Origin of the sequence: Archangium gephyra, from assembly GCF_049060025.1 — a bacterium.
In the GTDB taxonomy this organism is placed as follows: domain Bacteria; phylum Myxococcota; class Myxococcia; order Myxococcales; family Myxococcaceae; genus Archangium; species Archangium gephyra_A.
The window spans coordinates 8,917,728-8,934,143 of record NZ_JBMEQQ010000002.1 but is presented as its reverse complement, the minus strand read 5'-3'; the positions used below and the strand labels follow the sequence as shown (position 1 = coordinate 8,934,143).

Annotated in this window: 17 protein-coding genes and 3 pseudogenes; 13 read left to right on the top strand and 7 right to left on the bottom strand. The window is 69.7% G+C overall.

The features are described from left to right. Positions 1-61 precede the first annotated feature (61 nt). From ACN28I_RS39105 to ACN28I_RS39080, 6 genes and pseudogenes are all read left to right on the top strand, one after another. The gene (locus tag ACN28I_RS39105) at positions 62-1,378 is read left to right on the top strand and encodes a glycosyltransferase (protein ID WP_420946976.1); all 1,317 of its coding nucleotides are present in this window, start codon (positions 62-64) and stop codon (positions 1,376-1,378) included. A gap of 24 nt (positions 1,379-1,402) precedes the next feature. Further along, positions 1,403-1,969: a hypothetical protein gene (locus ACN28I_RS39100; RefSeq protein ID WP_420946975.1), complete on the top strand. Its 567-nt coding sequence runs from the start codon at positions 1,403-1,405 to the stop codon at positions 1,967-1,969. After that, positions 1,966-2,430 (top strand): annotated as a pseudogene (locus ACN28I_RS39095) (M28 family peptidase); the annotation flags it as partial. The gene ACN28I_RS39100 and the pseudogene ACN28I_RS39095, both read left to right, overlap by 4 nt. Next, positions 2,393-2,560 (top strand): annotated as a pseudogene (locus tag ACN28I_RS39090) (M28 family peptidase); the annotation flags it as partial. The pseudogenes ACN28I_RS39095 and ACN28I_RS39090, both read left to right, overlap by 38 nt. A 241-nt stretch (positions 2,561-2,801) precedes the next feature. Then, complete coding sequence (locus tag ACN28I_RS39085; protein ID WP_420948800.1) at positions 2,802-2,993, top strand: M28 family peptidase; 192 nt, start codon at positions 2,802-2,804, stop codon at positions 2,991-2,993. Beyond that, the gene (locus ACN28I_RS39080) at positions 2,990-3,505 is read left to right on the top strand and encodes a hypothetical protein (protein WP_420948914.1); all 516 of its coding nucleotides are present in this window, start codon (positions 2,990-2,992) and stop codon (positions 3,503-3,505) included. The genes ACN28I_RS39085 and ACN28I_RS39080 overlap by 4 nt, the downstream gene beginning before the upstream one ends. A 10-nt stretch (positions 3,506-3,515) precedes the next feature. Here the strand turns inward: ACN28I_RS39080 and ACN28I_RS39075 are convergent, their stop codons facing one another. The 3 genes from ACN28I_RS39075 to ACN28I_RS39065 are packed head-to-tail and all read right to left on the bottom strand — an operon-like array spanning position 3,516 to position 6,108. Next, complete coding sequence (locus ACN28I_RS39075) at positions 3,516-4,307, bottom strand: ABC transporter permease (protein ID WP_420946974.1); 792 nt, start codon at positions 4,305-4,307, stop codon at positions 3,516-3,518. A 5-nt stretch (positions 4,308-4,312) separates the two neighbouring features. Then, a complete protein-coding gene (locus ACN28I_RS39070) occupies positions 4,313-5,116 on the bottom strand; it encodes an ABC transporter permease (RefSeq protein WP_420946973.1) in 804 nt (267 codons plus the stop codon). Further along, positions 5,113-6,108: an ABC transporter ATP-binding protein gene (locus tag ACN28I_RS39065; RefSeq protein WP_420946972.1), complete on the bottom strand. Its 996-nt coding sequence runs from the start codon at positions 6,106-6,108 to the stop codon at positions 5,113-5,115. The genes ACN28I_RS39070 and ACN28I_RS39065 overlap by 4 nt, the downstream gene beginning before the upstream one ends. 61 nt (positions 6,109-6,169) lie before the next feature. On the opposite strand from ACN28I_RS39065, the gene ACN28I_RS39060 reads away from it, so the two are divergent. Beyond that, positions 6,170-7,366, top strand: coding sequence for a small ribosomal subunit Rsm22 family protein (locus tag ACN28I_RS39060; RefSeq protein WP_420946971.1), 1,197 nt, complete (start codon positions 6,170-6,172; stop codon positions 7,364-7,366). Positions 7,367-7,408: 42 nt separating this feature from the next. On the opposite strand, the gene ACN28I_RS39055 is transcribed toward ACN28I_RS39060, so the two are convergent. After that, a complete protein-coding gene (locus ACN28I_RS39055; RefSeq protein WP_420946970.1) occupies positions 7,409-8,794 on the bottom strand; it encodes a M20/M25/M40 family metallo-hydrolase in 1,386 nt (461 codons plus the stop codon). Between the two features lie 143 nt (positions 8,795-8,937). Between ACN28I_RS39055 and ACN28I_RS39050 the strand changes: the two genes are divergently transcribed. Both ACN28I_RS39050 and ACN28I_RS39045 read left to right on the top strand, forming a co-directional pair. After that, positions 8,938-9,309, top strand: coding sequence for a response regulator (locus ACN28I_RS39050; protein WP_420946969.1), 372 nt, complete (start codon positions 8,938-8,940; stop codon positions 9,307-9,309). Between the two features lie 14 nt (positions 9,310-9,323). Next, on the top strand, positions 9,324-10,202 hold the full coding sequence (locus tag ACN28I_RS39045) for a TIGR02266 family protein (RefSeq protein ID WP_420946968.1): 879 nt from the start codon (positions 9,324-9,326) through the stop codon (positions 10,200-10,202). A 346-nt stretch (positions 10,203-10,548) separates the two neighbouring features. Here ACN28I_RS39045 and ACN28I_RS39040 read toward each other — a convergent pair whose 3' ends face one another. Further along, a complete protein-coding gene (locus tag ACN28I_RS39040; RefSeq protein ID WP_420946967.1) occupies positions 10,549-10,854 on the bottom strand; it encodes a hypothetical protein in 306 nt (101 codons plus the stop codon). Between ACN28I_RS39040 and ACN28I_RS39035 the strand changes: the two are divergent. After that, positions 10,775-11,443 (top strand): annotated as a pseudogene (locus ACN28I_RS39035) (GAF domain-containing protein); the annotation flags it as partial. The gene ACN28I_RS39040 and the pseudogene ACN28I_RS39035 sit on opposite strands and share 80 nt — an antisense overlap. A gap of 25 nt (positions 11,444-11,468) precedes the next feature. Continuing rightward, positions 11,469-11,990 (top strand): sensor histidine kinase, encoded by a 522-nt coding sequence (locus ACN28I_RS39030; protein WP_420946966.1) that lies wholly within the window; start codon positions 11,469-11,471, stop codon positions 11,988-11,990. On the opposite strand, the gene ACN28I_RS39025 is transcribed toward ACN28I_RS39030, so the two are convergent. Further along, entirely contained in the window at positions 11,987-13,129 is a 1,143-nt protein-coding gene (locus ACN28I_RS39025) for a THUMP domain-containing class I SAM-dependent RNA methyltransferase (protein WP_420946965.1), read from the bottom strand. The genes ACN28I_RS39030 and ACN28I_RS39025 overlap by 4 nt on opposite strands. Positions 13,130-13,200: 71 nt before the next feature. Between ACN28I_RS39025 and ACN28I_RS39020 the strand changes: the two genes are divergently transcribed. After that, positions 13,201-14,085 (top strand): oxidoreductase, encoded by an 885-nt coding sequence (locus tag ACN28I_RS39020; protein ID WP_420946964.1) that lies wholly within the window; start codon positions 13,201-13,203, stop codon positions 14,083-14,085. A 912-nt stretch (positions 14,086-14,997) separates the two neighbouring features. Here the strand turns inward: ACN28I_RS39020 and ACN28I_RS39015 are convergent. Continuing rightward, a complete protein-coding gene (locus ACN28I_RS39015; protein WP_420946963.1) occupies positions 14,998-15,234 on the bottom strand; it encodes a hypothetical protein in 237 nt (78 codons plus the stop codon). 98 nt (positions 15,235-15,332) lie between these two features. On the opposite strand from ACN28I_RS39015, the gene ACN28I_RS39010 reads away from it, so the two are divergent. Continuing rightward, positions 15,333-16,205, top strand: coding sequence for a DUF2381 family protein (locus ACN28I_RS39010; RefSeq protein ID WP_420946962.1), 873 nt, complete (start codon positions 15,333-15,335; stop codon positions 16,203-16,205). The last annotated feature ends 211 nt before the right edge of the window (positions 16,206-16,416 follow it).

Sequence of the window (16,416 nt, the reverse complement as noted above, 5' to 3'; positions counted from 1 at the left end):
GGCGAAGTCGTCGACTTAACATGCGGCTCGATTCCCCAGCAATGTGCCCCCCGGAGCCCGCATGGCCACTCTCCTCTTCGCCCCGATGCCGCTCGCGGGCCACGTCAACCCGACGTTGAAGCTGGCCAAGACGCTCCGGGCGCGGGGGCACCGGATCGTCTACAGCTCCCTGCCGGAGGTGGAAGACACCGTGCGAGCAGAAGGCTTTGACTTCGTGCCCGTCTTTGGCTCCATCTACCCGAAGGGAACGCTCGCGGAGTTGTCCGCGCGGCTCCCTACCCTACGGGGACTGTCGCTGCTGCGCGTCGGGCTCGAGTTCCTGCGGCGGCGCGAGGCCATGTTCCAGGCGGGGCTCGCGGGCGAGTACGACCGGATGTTGGACGCGGTGCGCCCAGAGCTGGTCCTGTGCGACGAGCGGGTGCCGGACCTGCCCCTGGTGTGTCATGGCCATGGGGTGAGCACGGTTCGGTTGAACACCACGGTTCCGCGGCACCTGCTGCACACCCTGCCGGGAACCGATGAGGCCGCCCGGCCCGGGAAGCCGGTCATCGCCGTGCTGAAGGGACTCGAGCGCTTGCTGGGCCAGCTTGGTCTCGCGCCGCGATTCCAGTGGTACCATTCCCAACTGGCGAGAAAGCACGGCTGTCCACGGGACGCGGTGCTCTTTCCCCCCTTCTACCTGCCACGCCTGCCGGACCTGGTGCTCTTTCCGGAAGCGTTCGGCACGCCCCGCACGCCCGAGGCGCGGGCGCGGGTGCATCACCTCGGGCCCTCCATCGACCTGGAGCGGCGGGAGCCGGCCTTTCCCTGGGAGCGGCTCGAGGAGGGCCGGCCGCTCGTCTACGTCTCGCTGGGCACCATGGCCTATACCTCGCGGCTGATGCCCCGGTTGTTGCGCGTGGCGGCCGAGGCGGCGGCACGGCGGCCGGACTGGCGGTTCGTCCTCGCGGTGGGGACGGCGCTCGAGCCGGCGCGCTTCGAGGAGCTCGCCCCCAATGTGATCGCCGTGCGGCACGCGCCCCAGCTCCAACTGCTGCGCAAGGCGGCGGCGATGGTCACCCACGCCGGCTTCAACAGCGTGAAGGAGTGCATCTACTTCGGCGTGCCCATGGTGGCGCTGCCGATGCAGCATGATCAACCCGACGTGGCCCGGATGGTGGTGCACCACGGGCTCGGCGTGAAGGGCCACCCCGCGCGGCTGGACGTGGACGGGCTGCTCGCGCTGCTGGACGAGGTGGTGGGCCACCACCCCGCGCGGGCCCAGGCCCTCGAGGAAATGAAGACACGCTTCCGCGAGGCGGAATCTCCCGAGGCGAACGTCACCACCGTCGAGCGATTCCTGGAGAGCGCGCGGGCTCGGGTGACGGCCACCGGTTGAGCGGCTAGAGTGCCCTGCTCCCCCATGCGCCTCCCCTTCCTCCGCGCCCTCCTGCCGGCCGCGATGCTGCTGGCAACACCCGCCCTCGCTCAATCGGCGAATCACCAGCTCTCCCTGGGGGTGGGTTCCCTCAACTACACCTCCTTCCGGCGGCCCTCCTCCGGCTTCACCGTCCTCGAGGCCGCCTATCACCGGCCCGTGGGACAGGAGACGCCCTGGCGCTCGCTGCGCATTGGCGGAGGGTTGCGCACGGGCCTGCCCGCCGCCGCGAGCAACCTTCCGCTGGAGGGCTTCGTCCAGGTGCAGCTCACCGCGAAGGTGGGCGTCTGGGAGGTGGCCGTGGGCCCCGAGCTCGGGCTGAGTGGCTTCGGCAAGCTCATTGATCTCCCGCTGCCGGCGGACGAGCTGTTCGAGATGGAGGATGCACGGCTCGGCCCCGCCTACGCGGCCTTCCATGCGGCGCCCCTGCGCTTCCACTTCAACTGGCTCTCGGTGAGCGCGTTGGAGCTGTCCCTCGGTACCTCCCTGTCCTCGCCCGGCACGGCCCTCCGGATCCACCTCGGCCTGCTGCGGCTCGGAGTGTCGCTATGAGCCTCCGCAACTCTCCCGCGCTGCTGCTCTGCCTGGCACTGCTCGGCACCTCCTGCTCCGAGAAGTCCCTGCTCGAAGGCGCCCGGATGGACCGCCTGAAGGAGATCTCCGGGAAGGTGGAGCAGGAGCGGTTGATGGGCCTCGTCCAGGAGCTGGTCACCGCGCACCAGGAGGACACGCCCGTCTACTGCTCGGAGTTCGAGCACATCCCGGACGAGGTGGTGCGTGACGCGCTCTGCCACCTCACGCGGGATAAGTCCGGGGCGTTGATGCAGTCACGGCTGGAGTCGCTCGGCCTGCGGGTGCAGCGGCACGACTCCGCCAGCGGCAGCCCCTTCACCACCTCCAACATCATCGCCGAGCTTCCCGGCACCACGCGGCCCTGGGAGATCGTCCTGGTGGGCGCCCACTTCGACGCCTTCTATGGTGGGGCCGATGACAACAGCACCGGGGTGGCCGCGGTGCTGGAGGCTCGCGCGCGTCCTCTCCCAGTACCGCTTCGAGCGCACCATCCGCTTCGTGGGGTTCGACCTCGAGGAGCTCGGGCTGGTCGGCAGCAGCCGGTACGTGGAGGAGGCGCTCGGGCCGGATGAGATCGTGGCCTCGGTGGTCTTCGACTGCATCGGCTTCTACAGCTCGGAGCCGGGCTCGCAGCGGTCGATTCCCGGCCTGCCCTCGCCGACGTCCGGGGACTTCCTCGCGGCCATCGGCAACGACGTCTCGAGCCGCAGGGCCTCCGAGCCTCTACGCGCTCAACGACGCCCTCCAGCTCACGAAGGTCGTCCCCATCCTCGCGCCCGCCGATGGGGCCTCGCCGGTGGGCGGCAACCTGATGCGCAGCGACCACACGCCCTTCTGGCTCACGGGCCGCGACGCGCTCTTCCTCACCGACACCGCCAACTTCCGCAACCCCCACTACCACCAGAAGACGGACACCGTGGAGACGTTGGATCCCGTCTCCTTCCGGCGTGCCGTGCAGGTGTCCGCCGCCGCGCTCGCCTTCTGGGCGGGAGGTCCGCAATGAAGGTGTCCGCCCCGCGTTCCCTGGGTCTCCTGCTGCTGCTGCTCGCCACACCGGCGGCCGCCGAGCACCCACTCACCGTCTACAGCCGCGCCGGAGCCATGCTGTACCTCTCCGACGCGCAGACCGCCGGGGGCATCGGTGGAGGCGTGGGGCTGCGCGCCACGTTCGACGAGCGCTTCTTCCTCCAGGCGGACGTCAGCTACCTGATGGGCGTCAAGAACGTGGCCGGGCTGCGGCTCGGCGCGGGGCTCCAGCGGCGGGGCACGTACACGCCCGCGGTGCTCCTCAACCTCTCCACGTTGGTGGGAGACCGGCTCGTCTTCCTCACGCCCCAGCACCCCACCCCGGCGGGCCCGGCCCTGGCGCTCGGGGTGAGCATCGCGCCGCTGCGCTTCAGCCACCAGGGCACGCAGGTGTCGCTGCTGGAGCTCGGCGTGGGCGTGGGCACGGATCTGCCAGGGACGGGCGTGTCCTGGCAGCTCGGCTTGGTCGAGGCGGGCGTCTCCTTCTGACGCGCTTCGCCTAGCTGCTCGCGGAGGTGTAGTGGCCGATGGAGTGCAGCCACACCCTCCGCGACAGGAAGGCGAAGAGGAGGGAGCCCACCACGGCCCAGAGCAGCGACGTCCACGGCAGCCGCCCCAGCATGGCCTGCGCGGGGAAGGTCGTCATCACCGCCAGCGGAATCACGAAGGTGAAGACGAAGGCCAGCACGCCGCGGAACACCGATGCGGGCCAGCGCGCCGCATCGAAGATGGACGTGAAGAAGTACGTGAGGTTGTCCACCTTCACCACGTAGAAGGCCGCGGCCACCGTCAATATCCACAGCGAGTAGAGCAGCAGCACGCTGGTGGCCAGCAGCACCAGCGAGGCCAGCACGCCCACGGGTGAGGGAAGGCGGCCAATGAGGCGGAAGCCGTAGGCGAACAGCCCGAGGCCCGCCAGCACGTTGATGGAGCGCCACGGCAGGAAGCGCGCGGTGGACACCAGGAACTGCGCGTCCGCCGGTTTGAGCAGCACGAAGTCCAGCGTCCCCTTGCGGATGTGCTCCACCACGCCGGTGAGACTCGGGTTGATGGCCCCCTCGAGAATCCCCTGCAGCAGGGTGAACCAGCCGATGACCAGCAGCGCCTCGCCGAAGCTCCACCCGGCGATGGATTGCCGGTCGCGGTAGACGACGAAGAGGGGCGCCAGCGCGGTGGCCGTCCAGAAGAGGGAGATGATGCCCTCGATGACGAAGTCCCCCCGGTACTGCATGGCCAGCAGGCTCGAGGCCCGTAGCTGCACTCCGAGCAGACCCAGGTAGCGCCGCAGCATCTGCCTCACCCTCCAAAGGCCGCGAAGCGCTTCAGGCCCCGCTTCCAGAGTCCCAGGCTGATGACCAGCATCAACCCCACCCACAACCACTGGCGCCCCAGCAGCACCAGCGCTTCGCCGAAGGCGTATTTGTTCGTCATCAGCTCCACCGGCAGGCCGATCTGGTAGCGGAAGGGCAGCCAGTCGATGACCGTCCGCAACCCGGGCGGGAAGAGCTCCACCGGGTAGAGGTAGCCGGAGCACACGAAGAAGAGCGCCAGCCACACGTCCATCAGCTTGGTGCTGCTCTCCATGTAGAGGCTCAGCGTGCCGATGGCCACGTTGACCAGGAAGGTGATGAGCCACCCACCGAAGATGGAGACGAGGAGGAAGGCCCAGCCCCACGCCGTCTGGGGCACCGCCTGCCAGCCCACCGTGTACACGGCGAAGCTCGCCACCGGCACCACCACGAACAGCCGCATGGGCATGGCCCCGAGGTTCTCCGCCGCGTAGCCCCACAGCGGCGAGATGGGGCGCAACAGGCGCATGGCCAGCGTGCCCTGGCGGACCTCGTAGTTGATCATCCAGGCGGCCCAGGCGCCCGTGAGCTGGCGCACCACGAAGGCCGCGAGGAAGTAGCGCACGAAGTCCTCCGAGCCGTACTGGCCCACGGGCGCCTCGCGGGCCACCGCCGTCCACAGCGCCATCATGATGAGCGGCATGGTGGTGGACAGCACCCAGACGAACATCTCCGCCCGGTAGGCCACCGCCTCGGAGAGGCCCACCCGCAGCAGCGTGGGCAGGGCCCGCAGTGTGCTCCCCACGCTCATGTGCCCACCGAGCCCCGGCGGGCCTTGGTCTCGGCGAACAGCTCGCTCATGACCTCCTCCAGGGGTGCGTTCTCCACCGTCAGGTCCTGCACCGGCAGGCTGGAGAGCGCCCGGCTGACGGTGGCGTTGACGGCGTCCTGCGGCACCTGCAGCACCGCCGTGACGTTGTCGTGCGTCACCACCTTGCCCAGCAGGGCCAGGCTGTCGGCGGCCACCGCCTGGTTGAGGCGCAGCACCACGCGCTTCTCGGGGCGCACCCGCTGCACCAGCGCGTCCAGGCCGCCGTCGTACGACAGCAGGCCCTTGTCGATGACGATGACGCGCGGGCACAGCGCCGCCACGTCATCCATGTAGTGGCTGGTGAGGATGAGCGTGGCCCCGTTGCGCTCGTTGTAGGACTTGATGAAGGTCCGCATGGTGGCCTGCATGGACACGTCCAGGCCGATGGTGGGCTCGTCCAGGAAGAGCACCTTCGGGCGGTGGATGAGGGCCGCGGCCAGCTCGCACTTCATGCGCTCGCCCAGCGAGAGCTGCCGTGTCGGCTTGCTGATGAGCTCTTCCAGCTCCAACAACGTCACCAGCTCGTCCAGCGTCTGCTTGAATTGGGCGCGGGGGACGTCGTAGATGGCGCGATTGAGCTCGAACGTCTCGGCGGGCGGCAGGTCCCAGAGGAGCTGCTGCTTCTGCCCCATCACCAGCATGATCTTCTTGAGGAACGCATCCTCGCGGAAGCGGGGCACATGACCGTCCACCCGCACCTCGCCGCTGGAGGGGTGGAGCAGCCCGGAGAGCACCTTGAGGGTGGTGGTCTTCCCGGCCCCGTTGGGACCGAGGAAGCCCACGCGCTCGCCGGGCTTTATCTCGAAGGAGATGCCATCCACCGCCTTCACGGAGGTGTAGGTCCGGTGGATGACGGAGCGGAGAGCGGCCTTGAGACCGGGCGGACGCTTGTGGACCTGATAGTGCTTGCGCAGGTCTCGGACGGAAATCATTGAGACGGGATTTAACGCGGTTGCCCGCAAGAGGCGACCCCTCGTTGGAAGGCAGGGTTGGATGAGTGGCGCTTACGGCAAGGACCTGGAGCGGTGGATACCGCGGCTCATCGCCGTCTGGCGCGAGGCCCGGAACCGGGGGGACGGGCCGGAGACGCGCCTGACGCCCCAGGAGGTGAAGGAGGTGGGAGCCGGGGTGAAGCAGCTCTCGCTCGGGCTGACGCGCGACCGGAAGCTGGCCGGGGCCCGGTACATGGACGACCCCAGGCTGCTGGGCGCCTACCTGCTCTTCTACTGGCCGGTGTCCTATGCCCAGGCCCGCGAGGCGCTCGGGGAGTTGCCCCACCGGCCTCGCGCCGTGTTGGACCTGGGGAGCGGACCGGGCCCCATGGCCTTCGCCGCGCTGGACGCCGGGGCCGCGGAGGTGACGGCGGCGGACCGGAGCAAGCCCGCGTTGACGCTCGCCCGGGCGCTCGCCGCGGAAGCGGGCGAGGCATTGGCCACCCGGGAGTGGGACCCCACGCGCAAGGCGGCCCCTCCGGAGGGCAAGTACGACCTCATCACCATGGGCCATGTCCTCAACGAGCTGTACGGCTCGGGGGACGAGGCGGTGAAGCCGCGCGCGGCACTGCTGGAGCAGGCGCTGGCGCAGGTGAAGCCGGGCGGGAGCCTGCTGGTGCTGGAGCCGGCGCTGCGTGAGACGTCGCGGCTGCTGCTGAAGGTGCGGGACGCGATGGTGGAGAAGGGCTACGCCATCCGCGCGCCGTGCATGTACCGGGGGGCGTGCCCGGCGCTGGTGAAGGAGAGCGACTGGTGCCACGCGGAGCGCGACTGGCCGATGCCCAAGGTTGTGGAGGAGATCGCCCGGGCGGCGGGGCTGCACAAGGAGTCGCTGAAGATGAGCTACCTGATGCTGGCGCCGAAGGGGGAGGGCTGGCCGGAGCCGAGGCCGGAGCGGCTGTTCCGCATCGTGTCCGAGTCGCTCGAGGGCAAGGGTCGGCAGCGCTTCATCGGCTGCGGGCCCGAGGGCCGGGTGGGGCTGGCGATGCAGGAGAAGCACCGCACGGAGAAGAACGAGCGCTTCTTCAAGCTGCACCGGGGAGACGTCATCTCGGTGACGAACACGGAGGCGAAGGGAGACGGGCTCGGGCTGAACGACACCTCGGAGGTGAAGGTGGTGGCCTACGCGGGCCAGGGAGTCCCCCCGGCGCCCCCCTCCCCTCTCCCCCCGGGAGAGGGAAAGGGTGAGGGTAGCTGAACCCCGGGTTCCCCCTGGAAGAGGGCCCGAGCCACCAGGGCCCTACTTCAAGTCCTTCGCCAGCTCCTCGTACAGGTGGATGGCGCTGCGCACCGCCTTCTCGTAGTCACCCAGGTGCAGGCTCTCGTTCTCCGAGTGCGCGTTCGTGTACGGGTCCTCCACGCCGATGAGCAGCGCGGGCACGCCGCCCAGCTCCTTGGCGAAGGGCTCCACGAACGGAATCGACGCACCGCATCCAATGGCCACCGGCTCCGTGCCGTAGCCCTTGCGCAGCGCGCGGAACGCCGCCTGGAAGGCGGGGTGCGAAACATCCGTGAACCACGGGCCGGCGGGCGGGTCCTGCTTGATGTGAAGCTCCAGTCCCCAGGGCACCACCTTCTTCAGGTGCTCCACCAGCCGCCGCTGTACGTCCTGGGCATCCATGTCCGGCACGACGCGGATGCCCACGCGGGCCCAGGCCACGTCGCAGAGGATGTTGCGCGCGTCCTTGCGGCTGCTGGCCTGGATGGCGTTGATGGCCAGCGCGGGCTGCCGCCAGTTCATCTCCCACGGGTGGCGTCCGCCGAGCAGCTCCGCCCCCGGCACCATGCCCACCTGCTTCTTGAAGTACTCCGCGTCGCCCGGCAGCGACTGGATGCTCTGGCGCTCGGCCTCGCTCAGCGGACGCACCTGCTCGTAGATGCCCTCGATGGCGATGCTCCCGTCCGGGTTCGTCAGCGTCGCGAGCATCCGGCACAGCGCCATCACGGGGTCCGGCACCGGCCCGCCCCACATGCCCGAGTGCACCGCCTGCCGCAGCGCGCGCACCTCCACGTCCACCGTCACCAGTCCCCGCAGCGCGGTGGTGATGGACGGCAGCCCCGTCTCGAAGTTCGTCGTGTCCGTGAGCACGATGGCGTCCGCCTTCAGCAGCGCCTTGTGCTTCTGCAGGAACGTCCCGAGGTGTTCGCTGCCCACCTCTTCCTCGCCCTCGATGACGACCTTCACGTTGAGGGGCAGCTCGCCCGCGCCCTTCAGCCACGCGTCCACCGCGGACGTGTGCACCACGATGCCCGCCTTGTCGTCCGCCGAACCCCGGCCATACAGCCGGCCGTCCCGCACCTGCGGCTCGAACGGCGGGCTCTTCCAGGCCGCCTCGTCTCCCGCCGGCTGTACGTCATGGTGCGCATACAGCAGCAGCGTGGGTTTGCCGGGGGCCTTCAAAATCTCCCCATAGACATACGGATGCGCGCCTTCGATCTCCAGGAGCTGCACGTTTTCGAAGCCACGCGACTTCAACAGTCCCGCTGTCGCTTCCGCGCTCGCGCGCACGTGGGCCGGATCGAATCCGTCGAAAGACACACTGGGAATGCGGACCAACTGCTTCAAATCTTCGAGGTAGCTGTTCTTCTGCGCATCGAAATGGGCCAGGGCCTTGTCGGTGGACATGCTCCCTCCCTTACTTCAAAAGCAGGCGCGCCGTGCCGCGTCCGTCGACTTCCCGTCCATCATCTTTCACGCTGCGTTCATCGATGCACGGCCTTCCAGGTTGCGCGGGCATTCGAGCGCCATCCGGCTTATCATTCACGCACATGAGCCCCCCGACTCTCCTGCTGGTCGACGACGATCGCTTCGTCCGCAATCTCCTCAAGGACGCCATCCAAGAGAGTGGCCTCGAGGTGAGGCTCCTCGAGGCCTCGGATGGGCAGGAGGGGCTCGAGGTGGCGGCGCGCGAGCGTCCCGCGGTGATGCTGTTGGATCTCTTCATGCCCCGGCGCAGCGGCCTGGAGGTGCTGGCGGCCATGAAGGACTCGTCGCCGGACACGCGCGTCCTCATCATCAGCAGCATGGATGCCGAGCCCGTGGTGGAGCAGGCGATGTCCGCTGGGGCCGTGGGCTTCGTGGGCAAGCCCTTCCATCCGTTGGAAATCGCCCTGGCCGTCCGGCAGGCCCTGGCCCACTGATCCACGAGGTGACCGTGTCGACGAATTATTGGATCGGAGATTCCATCGGCCGCGTGCTGGGGCCCCTGACGCTCCAGTCGCTGCGTGAGCTGATCGGCTCGGGGCGGCTCAAGGCCGTCACCCGCGCCTCTCGTGACGGCTCCTCGTGGGAGCCCATCGAGCAGTTCAACGAGGTGAAGGATCTGCTGGGCGCGCTCAAGGCCAACCCGGCCGCCGAGGCCCAGCAAGCCGCGCGGCTGCGCCAGCAGTTGAGCCAGATGCAGGGGTTGCCCGCCCACCAGCTCTTCGGGGTGAAGGCGGACGCGCCGGTGGAGGAGCTGCGCGGTGCCTTCTTCCGCCTGGCGAAGCGCTACTCGCCGGAGCACCAGGGGGCGGACACGCACCCCGAGCTGCGCAAGGTGCACGCCGAGGTCTTCGAGCTGCTCTCGCGCCGCATGCGCGAGGCGGAGGCCCAGCAGGCGCCCGCGCGCGCGCCCAACGTGGCCCGCCCCGGCCAGCAGCAGCAGGGCGGCCCGGTGTACACCTACTCGGCCGATGAGTTCGTCGGGCTGCAGACGCGCAACGACCGGCTCCAGGTGAGCGTCAAGGTGAGCACGCGCACCGCGGGCATCTTCACGGACCACCGCATCATCAACCTCCAGTCCGGCGGCCTCTTCCTGCCCACCGACAAGCCGCTGAAGCTGGGCACGCGGGTGGAGCTGGTGCTCGACTTCGAGCAGCAGCAGAAGCAGATCAAGCTGCGCAGCTCCGTCATCTGGGAGTACACGCTGGATGACGGCAAGCAGCCGCGCGGTTATGGCCTGGGCCTGGCGGATCTCCGAGCGGAGGAGCGCTCGTTCATCGACGAGTTCCTCCGTGGCAACCGCACCGGAGCGCCTACAACAAGCCGCTGAGGAAGATGGCGGCCAGCAGCACGTAGCCGGCCGCCACCACCACCACCGCCTTCAGTTCCAGCTCGTCCGGACCCATCGCATTGGCGAAGCGCATGTGCATTTCCCCTGTCTTGCCCTACGCTCTGATCTACGGAGCAAGGCGGGAGTGATTGCATCCGGGAGGAAATGAAGTGTCCGACATGGCGGAGTACCGTCCGCTCGAGGGGCTGCCTGCTCCGGTCCTGGTGGTGCGCGACAACCACGTGGTCTACGCCAACGCGGCGTTGCTGACGTTGCTGGGCATCGGCCTGGAGGAAGTGCGCGCCACCGAGCTGCTGAAGCTGCTGGCCCGCTACGCGCCCGAGGATCAGTCGTGGTTGGAGCCGCTGCACGCGGAGGCCGCGCGCGGGCAGGGATTTCCCGACACGGTCTGGGTCCGCGTGCGCGGGGCGGGAGGCGAGGAGCGGACCTGGTGCATGCGCCGGGGCGCCGGGCCGCGGCCCGAGGACCTGCTGCTGATGCTGTTTGACGCCGAGGGCGAGGCCAGCACGCGGCGGCTCACCGAGGCGCTGGTGCAGACGGCGGGCGAGCTGATGCGCTGCCGCGACGAGCAGGCCGTGCTGGAGACGGCGGTGGAGGCCATCCACCAGCAGGGTTTCTTCGTGACGGTCATGCTGCTCGATGGGGAGACACTCCTCCATGGGCCGATGCGGCAGGACCCCGCCCAGGTAGCCGCCGCCGAGTTGCTCTACGGGCAACCCATCCAACAGGTGCGCTTTCCCCGCTCCACCGTGCCCCACCTGGAGGAGGTGCTCACGCGGCGCAAGGCGGCCTTCCACCAGGATTTCCTGCGGGCCCTGGAGAACTTCCACCCCTCGGAGCTGCTGGCGAGGATGCGGAGGGACCACCCCGTCGTCCGGGCCCTGGACGCGCCCATCTTCGTGGAGGGAGAGCCCTTCGGGGTGCTGTCCGTGCAGGGCGAGGCGCTGACGCCCACGAGCGCGGCCACGCTGGAGCTGTTCGCGCGGCAGGTGGGCGGGGCGCTGGAGAACGTGCGCCACCACCGGCTCGCCGCCTCGCGGCTGGCCGAGCTGTCGCGGCTGCAGTCGGAGCTGGTGGCGCAGGAGCGGCTGACGGTGCTCGGCGAGGCCGCGGGCGTGGTGGCCCACGAGGTGCGCAACCCGCTGGGCTCCATCCTCAACGCGGTGGCGGTGCTCAAGCGGGACAAGCTGGGCCCTGTCGGCGCCAGCGCGGTGGAGATGTTGGAGGAGGAGGCCACGCGGCTGGATGCGATGGTGCGCGACCTGCTGGACGTGGTGCGCCCGCTGGAGCCCCGGCCGCGTCCGCTGCACGCGGGCGAGCTGGCCCGGCGCACGCTGGAAGCTCTTCCACGAGCGGCGCCAGCTCGGCACCGTGCGGGTGACGGTGGACGAGGTGCCTGGTCTGCCCATGATTCACGCGGACGAGACCCTGTTGCAGCTCGCGCTGGAGAACCTGTTGCGCAACGCGGTGCAGGCCTCGCCCACGGGAGGGCTGGTGCACGTGGCGCTGGGGAGCGTGCCCGGGGGCATCTGCCTCACCGTGGAGGACCAGGGCCCCGGCGTCTCGGCGGGGGATGCCCACCGCATCTTCGAGCCCTTCTTCACCACGCGCACCACGGGCACGGGCCTGGGCCTCGCGGTGGTGCGGCGGGTGGTGAACGCCCACGGGGGCACGGTGTCGGTGGGCCAGCGGCACGGCGGCGGCGCTCGCTTCGAGCTGCGGCTGCCGCTCCAACTGGAGCCGCGGCCCCTTCCGCCCACGCGTTAGAGCGTGCTCACCAGGAGGCGGCAGCGCAGGCCGCCGTTGCGCACCGGGAGGTTGCGCCCCTCGGGCAGCCCCAGCGCGCGGAGGAGGCCCGCGTCGTCCGGGAGCAGCACCGCGGCGCGCCAGCCCTTGAAGGCCCGCCGGAAGGTGGCCCCCATCGCCCGGTACAACCCCGGCAGGTCCTCCGCCTCCCCCACCCGCTTGCCGTAGGGGGGATTGGCCACCACCAACCCGGGCCCGAGCCCCGCCGGCGCCACCAGCGTGCGCACGTCCTGGCGCTCCAGCGTGAGCGTCACCCCGGCCCGCCGGGCGTTGCGCCGCGCCGTGCCCAGCGAGCCCGCGTTGAGGTCGTGGCCCCTCAGCGCCGAGCGCGGCGAGGGCAGCGCCTCCACCTCCGCCCTGGCCTTGCGTGCACTCCAGTCCGCCGCGTCGAAGCCGGGGAAGCGCTCGAAGGCGAACACACGCTGGAGCCCCGGCGCCCGCCGCTGGGACATCCACGCGCCCTCGATGAGGAAGGTGCCCGAGCCGCACATCGGGTCCACCAGGGGCTCCACCCCGTCATACCCGGCCAGCACCAGGATGCCCGCGGCGAGCGTCTCGCGCAGGGGCGCCCGGCTCACCTCCTGCCGGTACCCGCGCCGGTGCAGCGGCTCACCACTGGTGTCCGCGCTCACCGTGCACGTGTCGCCCTCCACCCGGACCAGCAGGGTGAGGCCCTCGGAGGACTCCTCGTCCAGCGGGCCCGCGCGCTCCACCGAGGGCAACCCCCAGGCCCGCGCCGCGGCGGCCAGCACCGCGTCCGGCCCCTTGAAGGGCGCGCGGTGCAACACCACCGAGAGCCTCGGCGCCGTCCGCCTGTCCCACACGGTGTCCAGGGGCAGCCCCGCCAGGCCCTTGGCGAGCGCCCCGGGGTCCGCCGCGGAGAAGCGCCCCAGCCGCAACCATACGCGGCTCGCCGTGCGCAGGCGCAGGTTGGCCTCCTGGTGCAGCCCTGGCGCGCCCGTGAGCTCCGCCCCGCCCTCCACCGGACGGGACGAGAAACCCAGGGCCTCGGCCTCGGCGTGCACGGCGGGCTCCAGCCCCGGCAGCGCCGGGACGAAGACGTGCTCCCTCTGTTGGACGTTCGTCACCTGAAACGGCATTGTCCGCGGCTGACGCCCGGCCGCAATGCTTTCCTCGATGGAACGTCCACCGGGCTGGTAGGGAGGAAGCCATGAGCGCAGCCGTGACGACCGCCCGGAACCGCCCCAAGGAGTACGAGGTGACGGTGACCGAGGTGCGCCTGGAGACGCACGACACCGCCACCCTCTCCCTGGACTTCGGCCCGGAGCGCCCCGAGTACAAGGCCGGCCAGTTCCTCAACCTGGACCCGCACCAGTTCCCCGCGCTGGGCCGCTTCGCCGCCTACCTCCAGGAGCACAAGGGCCGCAAGGAGCCCGCGCGCTCGTACTCGCTGGCCTCCGCGCCGCACGAGCCCCTGGTGGCCATCACCGTGAAGGACGAGGACTACATCCCCGGCTTCACCCGCTACCCGCCCCTGCTCTCGCCCTACCTCGTCCACGCGCCCCTCACCGGCTCGCGCATGAAGGTGCTGGGCTTCATGGGGCCCTACGTGCTGCCGGATGACATCGAGGAGCGCACGGACCACCTCATCCACGTCGTGGCCGGCTCCGGCGCGGTGCCCAACTTCTCCATCATCAAGGACGCCCTGCACCGGGGCCTCAAGCCGCGCCACACCGTCATCTGCTCCAACAAGACGTGGGGCGACATCCTCTACCGCGAGTCCTTCGAGGCGCTCGAGCGCGCGCACCCGGACAAGCTGCGCGTGGTGCACACCCTCACCCGGGAGATGGACGAGTCGCGCTACGGCCCGGGCGTGCGCAAGGGCCGCATCAACGAGGCCCTGCTGGAGGAGCTCATCCCGGACCGGGCCACGTGCCTCGTCTACGTGTGCGGCCCGGCGATTACCCCGTGGGACCGGCGCAAGGCGCTGGAGACGCGCACCCCGGCCACCCCGCGCTTCATGGAGACGGTGCTCGGCCACCTCCACACCATGGGCCTCGAGGACAAGCGGATCAAACGGGAGTCGTACGGGTAGCGGCGGGGAGCAGGAGCCTTCAACCCGGCATGCAGTACCAGGGATCGTCCGGATAGTGCTGCCCACAGGTCAGCCCTGGCCCGCAGGTCTCGGGAGATTGAGGCTCGCAGGGCTTGCGGCACCCGTAGTCGTGGCAGAAGTACCCGGTGGGACAAGAGGCATCCTTGTCACAGATTCGCCTGCATTCCGTCCGCAGCTCCCAAGGACGCTGCGGAGGTTCGAGCAACTGGCAGAGATGCTTCTCAGGACACGGAACCTTCCGGCAGTCCTCACCCTGCATCCGGGCACAAACAGAAGCGCCATTTCCACGTGAAATGCACTTCAGTCCATCAGGGCAGGGGCGGCCCTTGCAGGTGGGTAGACACGAGGGAGGCCCTTGTCGGCCCTCCGCGCAGAAGAAACCGTCAGGGCAGCTGGACGGGTCATCCAACTGGCATGGACGGCCGCACCGCCCCTGACAAAGCAGACCCTGCTCACAGCCATCGCGCTGGACCGCGGGAAGCACCATGCAGCGCTCCCCCTCCTTCCTCTGTCCTACCAACGCGCAGGTGCGAACAATCGCTCTTCCATCAACGGTCTTGAAGGGCATGCAAGAAAAGCCCTCGTCACAGTCCTGGTCTGTTTCGCATGTGCTGTCCACGCACATATGAAGCGACGAAGCCCTCTTGACGAGACACCCCAGCGGTGGCTCGCAGTCCACGTCCGCACGGCAGTCTCTGCGGTAGGTCAGCAGGGATTGCCGGACATCGGGAGACAGTACCGGAATGGGCCTCGCCCCCTGCCGCTCGCCAGAGATCGTCCGCGGCATGGCAGTGGAGAGCAGCCATGCAAGTGGAAGCAGGAGAAGCGTACAGGCCAAGGAAACCAGGAGCACGCGCCGCAGCATGGGTCGTCCCATCAAGACTCAACCACCTACCACTCCTCTTCGAGCTCATCAGGAAGAGGACACTGCTCAGGACAATCTCCTGAATGGTCGACCGCAGAGCCACAGCGCAGCACCCATTGTTCGTCCGTCAAGGGGCACGACCTGTGAATCAATGCCTCTTTGAGGATGTTCTTGTGGAAGGTCTTCTGCACATAACCTTCCTTTCCCCAGGTGGACGGGCAGGCCGTCCCGAGGAAGAGCAACGGCATCACGGTCAGACGCACGGAACGAGGCCACATCTCAGCATGGCCGCTCCTCTCGGACAACGGCCTCCTCCGCGCCGCATGACCTGCTAGGTTCACTCGCCGGAGGAACTTCCCGAGTGACCCTGGCCCTTCCGCGCCGAGCCCTGTGTCTGCTGCCCCTGATGGGCGCCGCTTCCGCCGCGGCCCAGCCGCTTCCGCTCTCCAGCCCCGAGTTGAAGGCCCGGCACCTGGTGCTCCCCGACAGCACCCGCGCACCGGTGCCAACGGTGCGCATCGCCCCCGGCTACGACACGGTGCTGGAGTTCGATGCGCCGCTCGATCCGGACTCGCTCGCCCTGGAAGGGCGGGAGGAGCGCTTCGCACTGGTGGAGCCCACGACACGGCTCGTGGTGCTGCGGCCGGCGCTCCCTCTGCACGAGGACGCGCCCCTGCTGCTGAAGGTGGGCTTCGCGGATGGCCTGCCGCCCACCCACGCCACGCTCGCGCTCGTCCCTGCGACACGAGAGGTGGATGTCCAGGTGCGCGTCATCCGCCAGCCGCGCTCGGTCGCGGCGCTGGAGTCCAGGCTCGAGGAGGTGCTCGCCCGCTGCGAGGCGGGCAGCTTCGTCAAGCTCGCGCTCTCGGGGGAGCTGCGCATGGGCGTGACGTGGCAGCATCTGGAGGCAGCCGCATCTTCGCGGAGTGAAGTGCGGCTGGCTGAACAGGATGTCTACCGGACGCGCGCGCGTACCGTGGTGGTCGCGACGCTCCGACTTTCCCCGGAGGCCCGCCCCTGGCTCCCCGGTGAGGCCCGGCTGCTGGACGCGGCGGGCCGCGAGGTGCGGCGGCTGCCCGTGTGGATGGACGGAACGCGGCTGCAGCCGGGAGAGGTCCGTGCCCTCGCCGTGGAGTTGGAGCGGCCCGCGGAGCACACGGACCCGCTCTGGAACCTGGAGCTGCGCGAAAGGGACGGCGAGCGCGGCGTCTCCCTCCTCCCCTTCGAGCCCTGAGGTGCCCCATGTACGAAACAACCCCGATCCTCCGGCCCGAGTCCCTGCCAGCAGGCACGGAGGTGGGCCACTGGCGCGTGGTGGAGAAGCTGGGCGTGGGCGGATACGGCGCCGCCTACGAGGTGGAGGACATCCATCACCCCGGCGCCAAGCTGGCCCTCAAGCTGGCCCTGCGCCCCGGAGACGCCCGCGCCGGGCGGGAGGTGGTGTT

Excerpts from the sequence above, each read along its gene's own strand:
- ACN28I_RS39105 (WP_420946976.1), top strand. The coding sequence starts at position 62 with ATGGCCACTCTCCTCTTCGCCCCGATGCCGCTCGCGGGCCACGTCAAC.
- ACN28I_RS39065 (WP_420946972.1), bottom strand. The coding sequence starts at position 6,108 with ATGATTTCCGTCCGAGACCTGCGCAAGCACTATCAGGTCCACAAGCGT.
- ACN28I_RS39070 (WP_420946973.1), bottom strand. The coding sequence starts at position 5,116 with ATGAGCGTGGGGAGCACACTGCGGGCCCTGCCCACGCTGCTGCGGGTG.
- ACN28I_RS39085 (WP_420948800.1), top strand. The coding sequence starts at position 2,802 with ATGCGCAGCGACCACACGCCCTTCTGGCTCACGGGCCGCGACGCGCTC.
- ACN28I_RS39060 (WP_420946971.1), top strand. The coding sequence starts at position 6,170 with ATGAGTGGCGCTTACGGCAAGGACCTGGAGCGGTGGATACCGCGGCTC.
- ACN28I_RS39025 (WP_420946965.1), bottom strand. The coding sequence starts at position 13,129 with ATGCCGTTTCAGGTGACGAACGTCCAACAGAGGGAGCACGTCTTCGTC.
- ACN28I_RS39075 (WP_420946974.1), bottom strand. The coding sequence starts at position 4,307 with ATGCTGCGGCGCTACCTGGGTCTGCTCGGAGTGCAGCTACGGGCCTCG.
- ACN28I_RS39040 (WP_420946967.1), bottom strand. The coding sequence starts at position 10,854 with ATGACCGTCACGAAGAAACCCTGCTGGTGGATGGCCTCCACCGCCGTC.
- ACN28I_RS39050 (WP_420946969.1), top strand. The coding sequence starts at position 8,938 with ATGAGCCCCCCGACTCTCCTGCTGGTCGACGACGATCGCTTCGTCCGC.
- ACN28I_RS39020 (WP_420946964.1), top strand. The coding sequence starts at position 13,201 with ATGAGCGCAGCCGTGACGACCGCCCGGAACCGCCCCAAGGAGTACGAG.
- ACN28I_RS39100 (WP_420946975.1), top strand. The coding sequence starts at position 1,403 with ATGCGCCTCCCCTTCCTCCGCGCCCTCCTGCCGGCCGCGATGCTGCTG.
- ACN28I_RS39055 (WP_420946970.1), bottom strand. The coding sequence starts at position 8,794 with ATGTCCACCGACAAGGCCCTGGCCCATTTCGATGCGCAGAAGAACAGC.
- ACN28I_RS39030 (WP_420946966.1), top strand. The coding sequence starts at position 11,469 with ATGCGATGGTGCGCGACCTGCTGGACGTGGTGCGCCCGCTGGAGCCCC.
- ACN28I_RS39080 (WP_420948914.1), top strand. The coding sequence starts at position 2,990 with ATGAAGGTGTCCGCCCCGCGTTCCCTGGGTCTCCTGCTGCTGCTGCTC.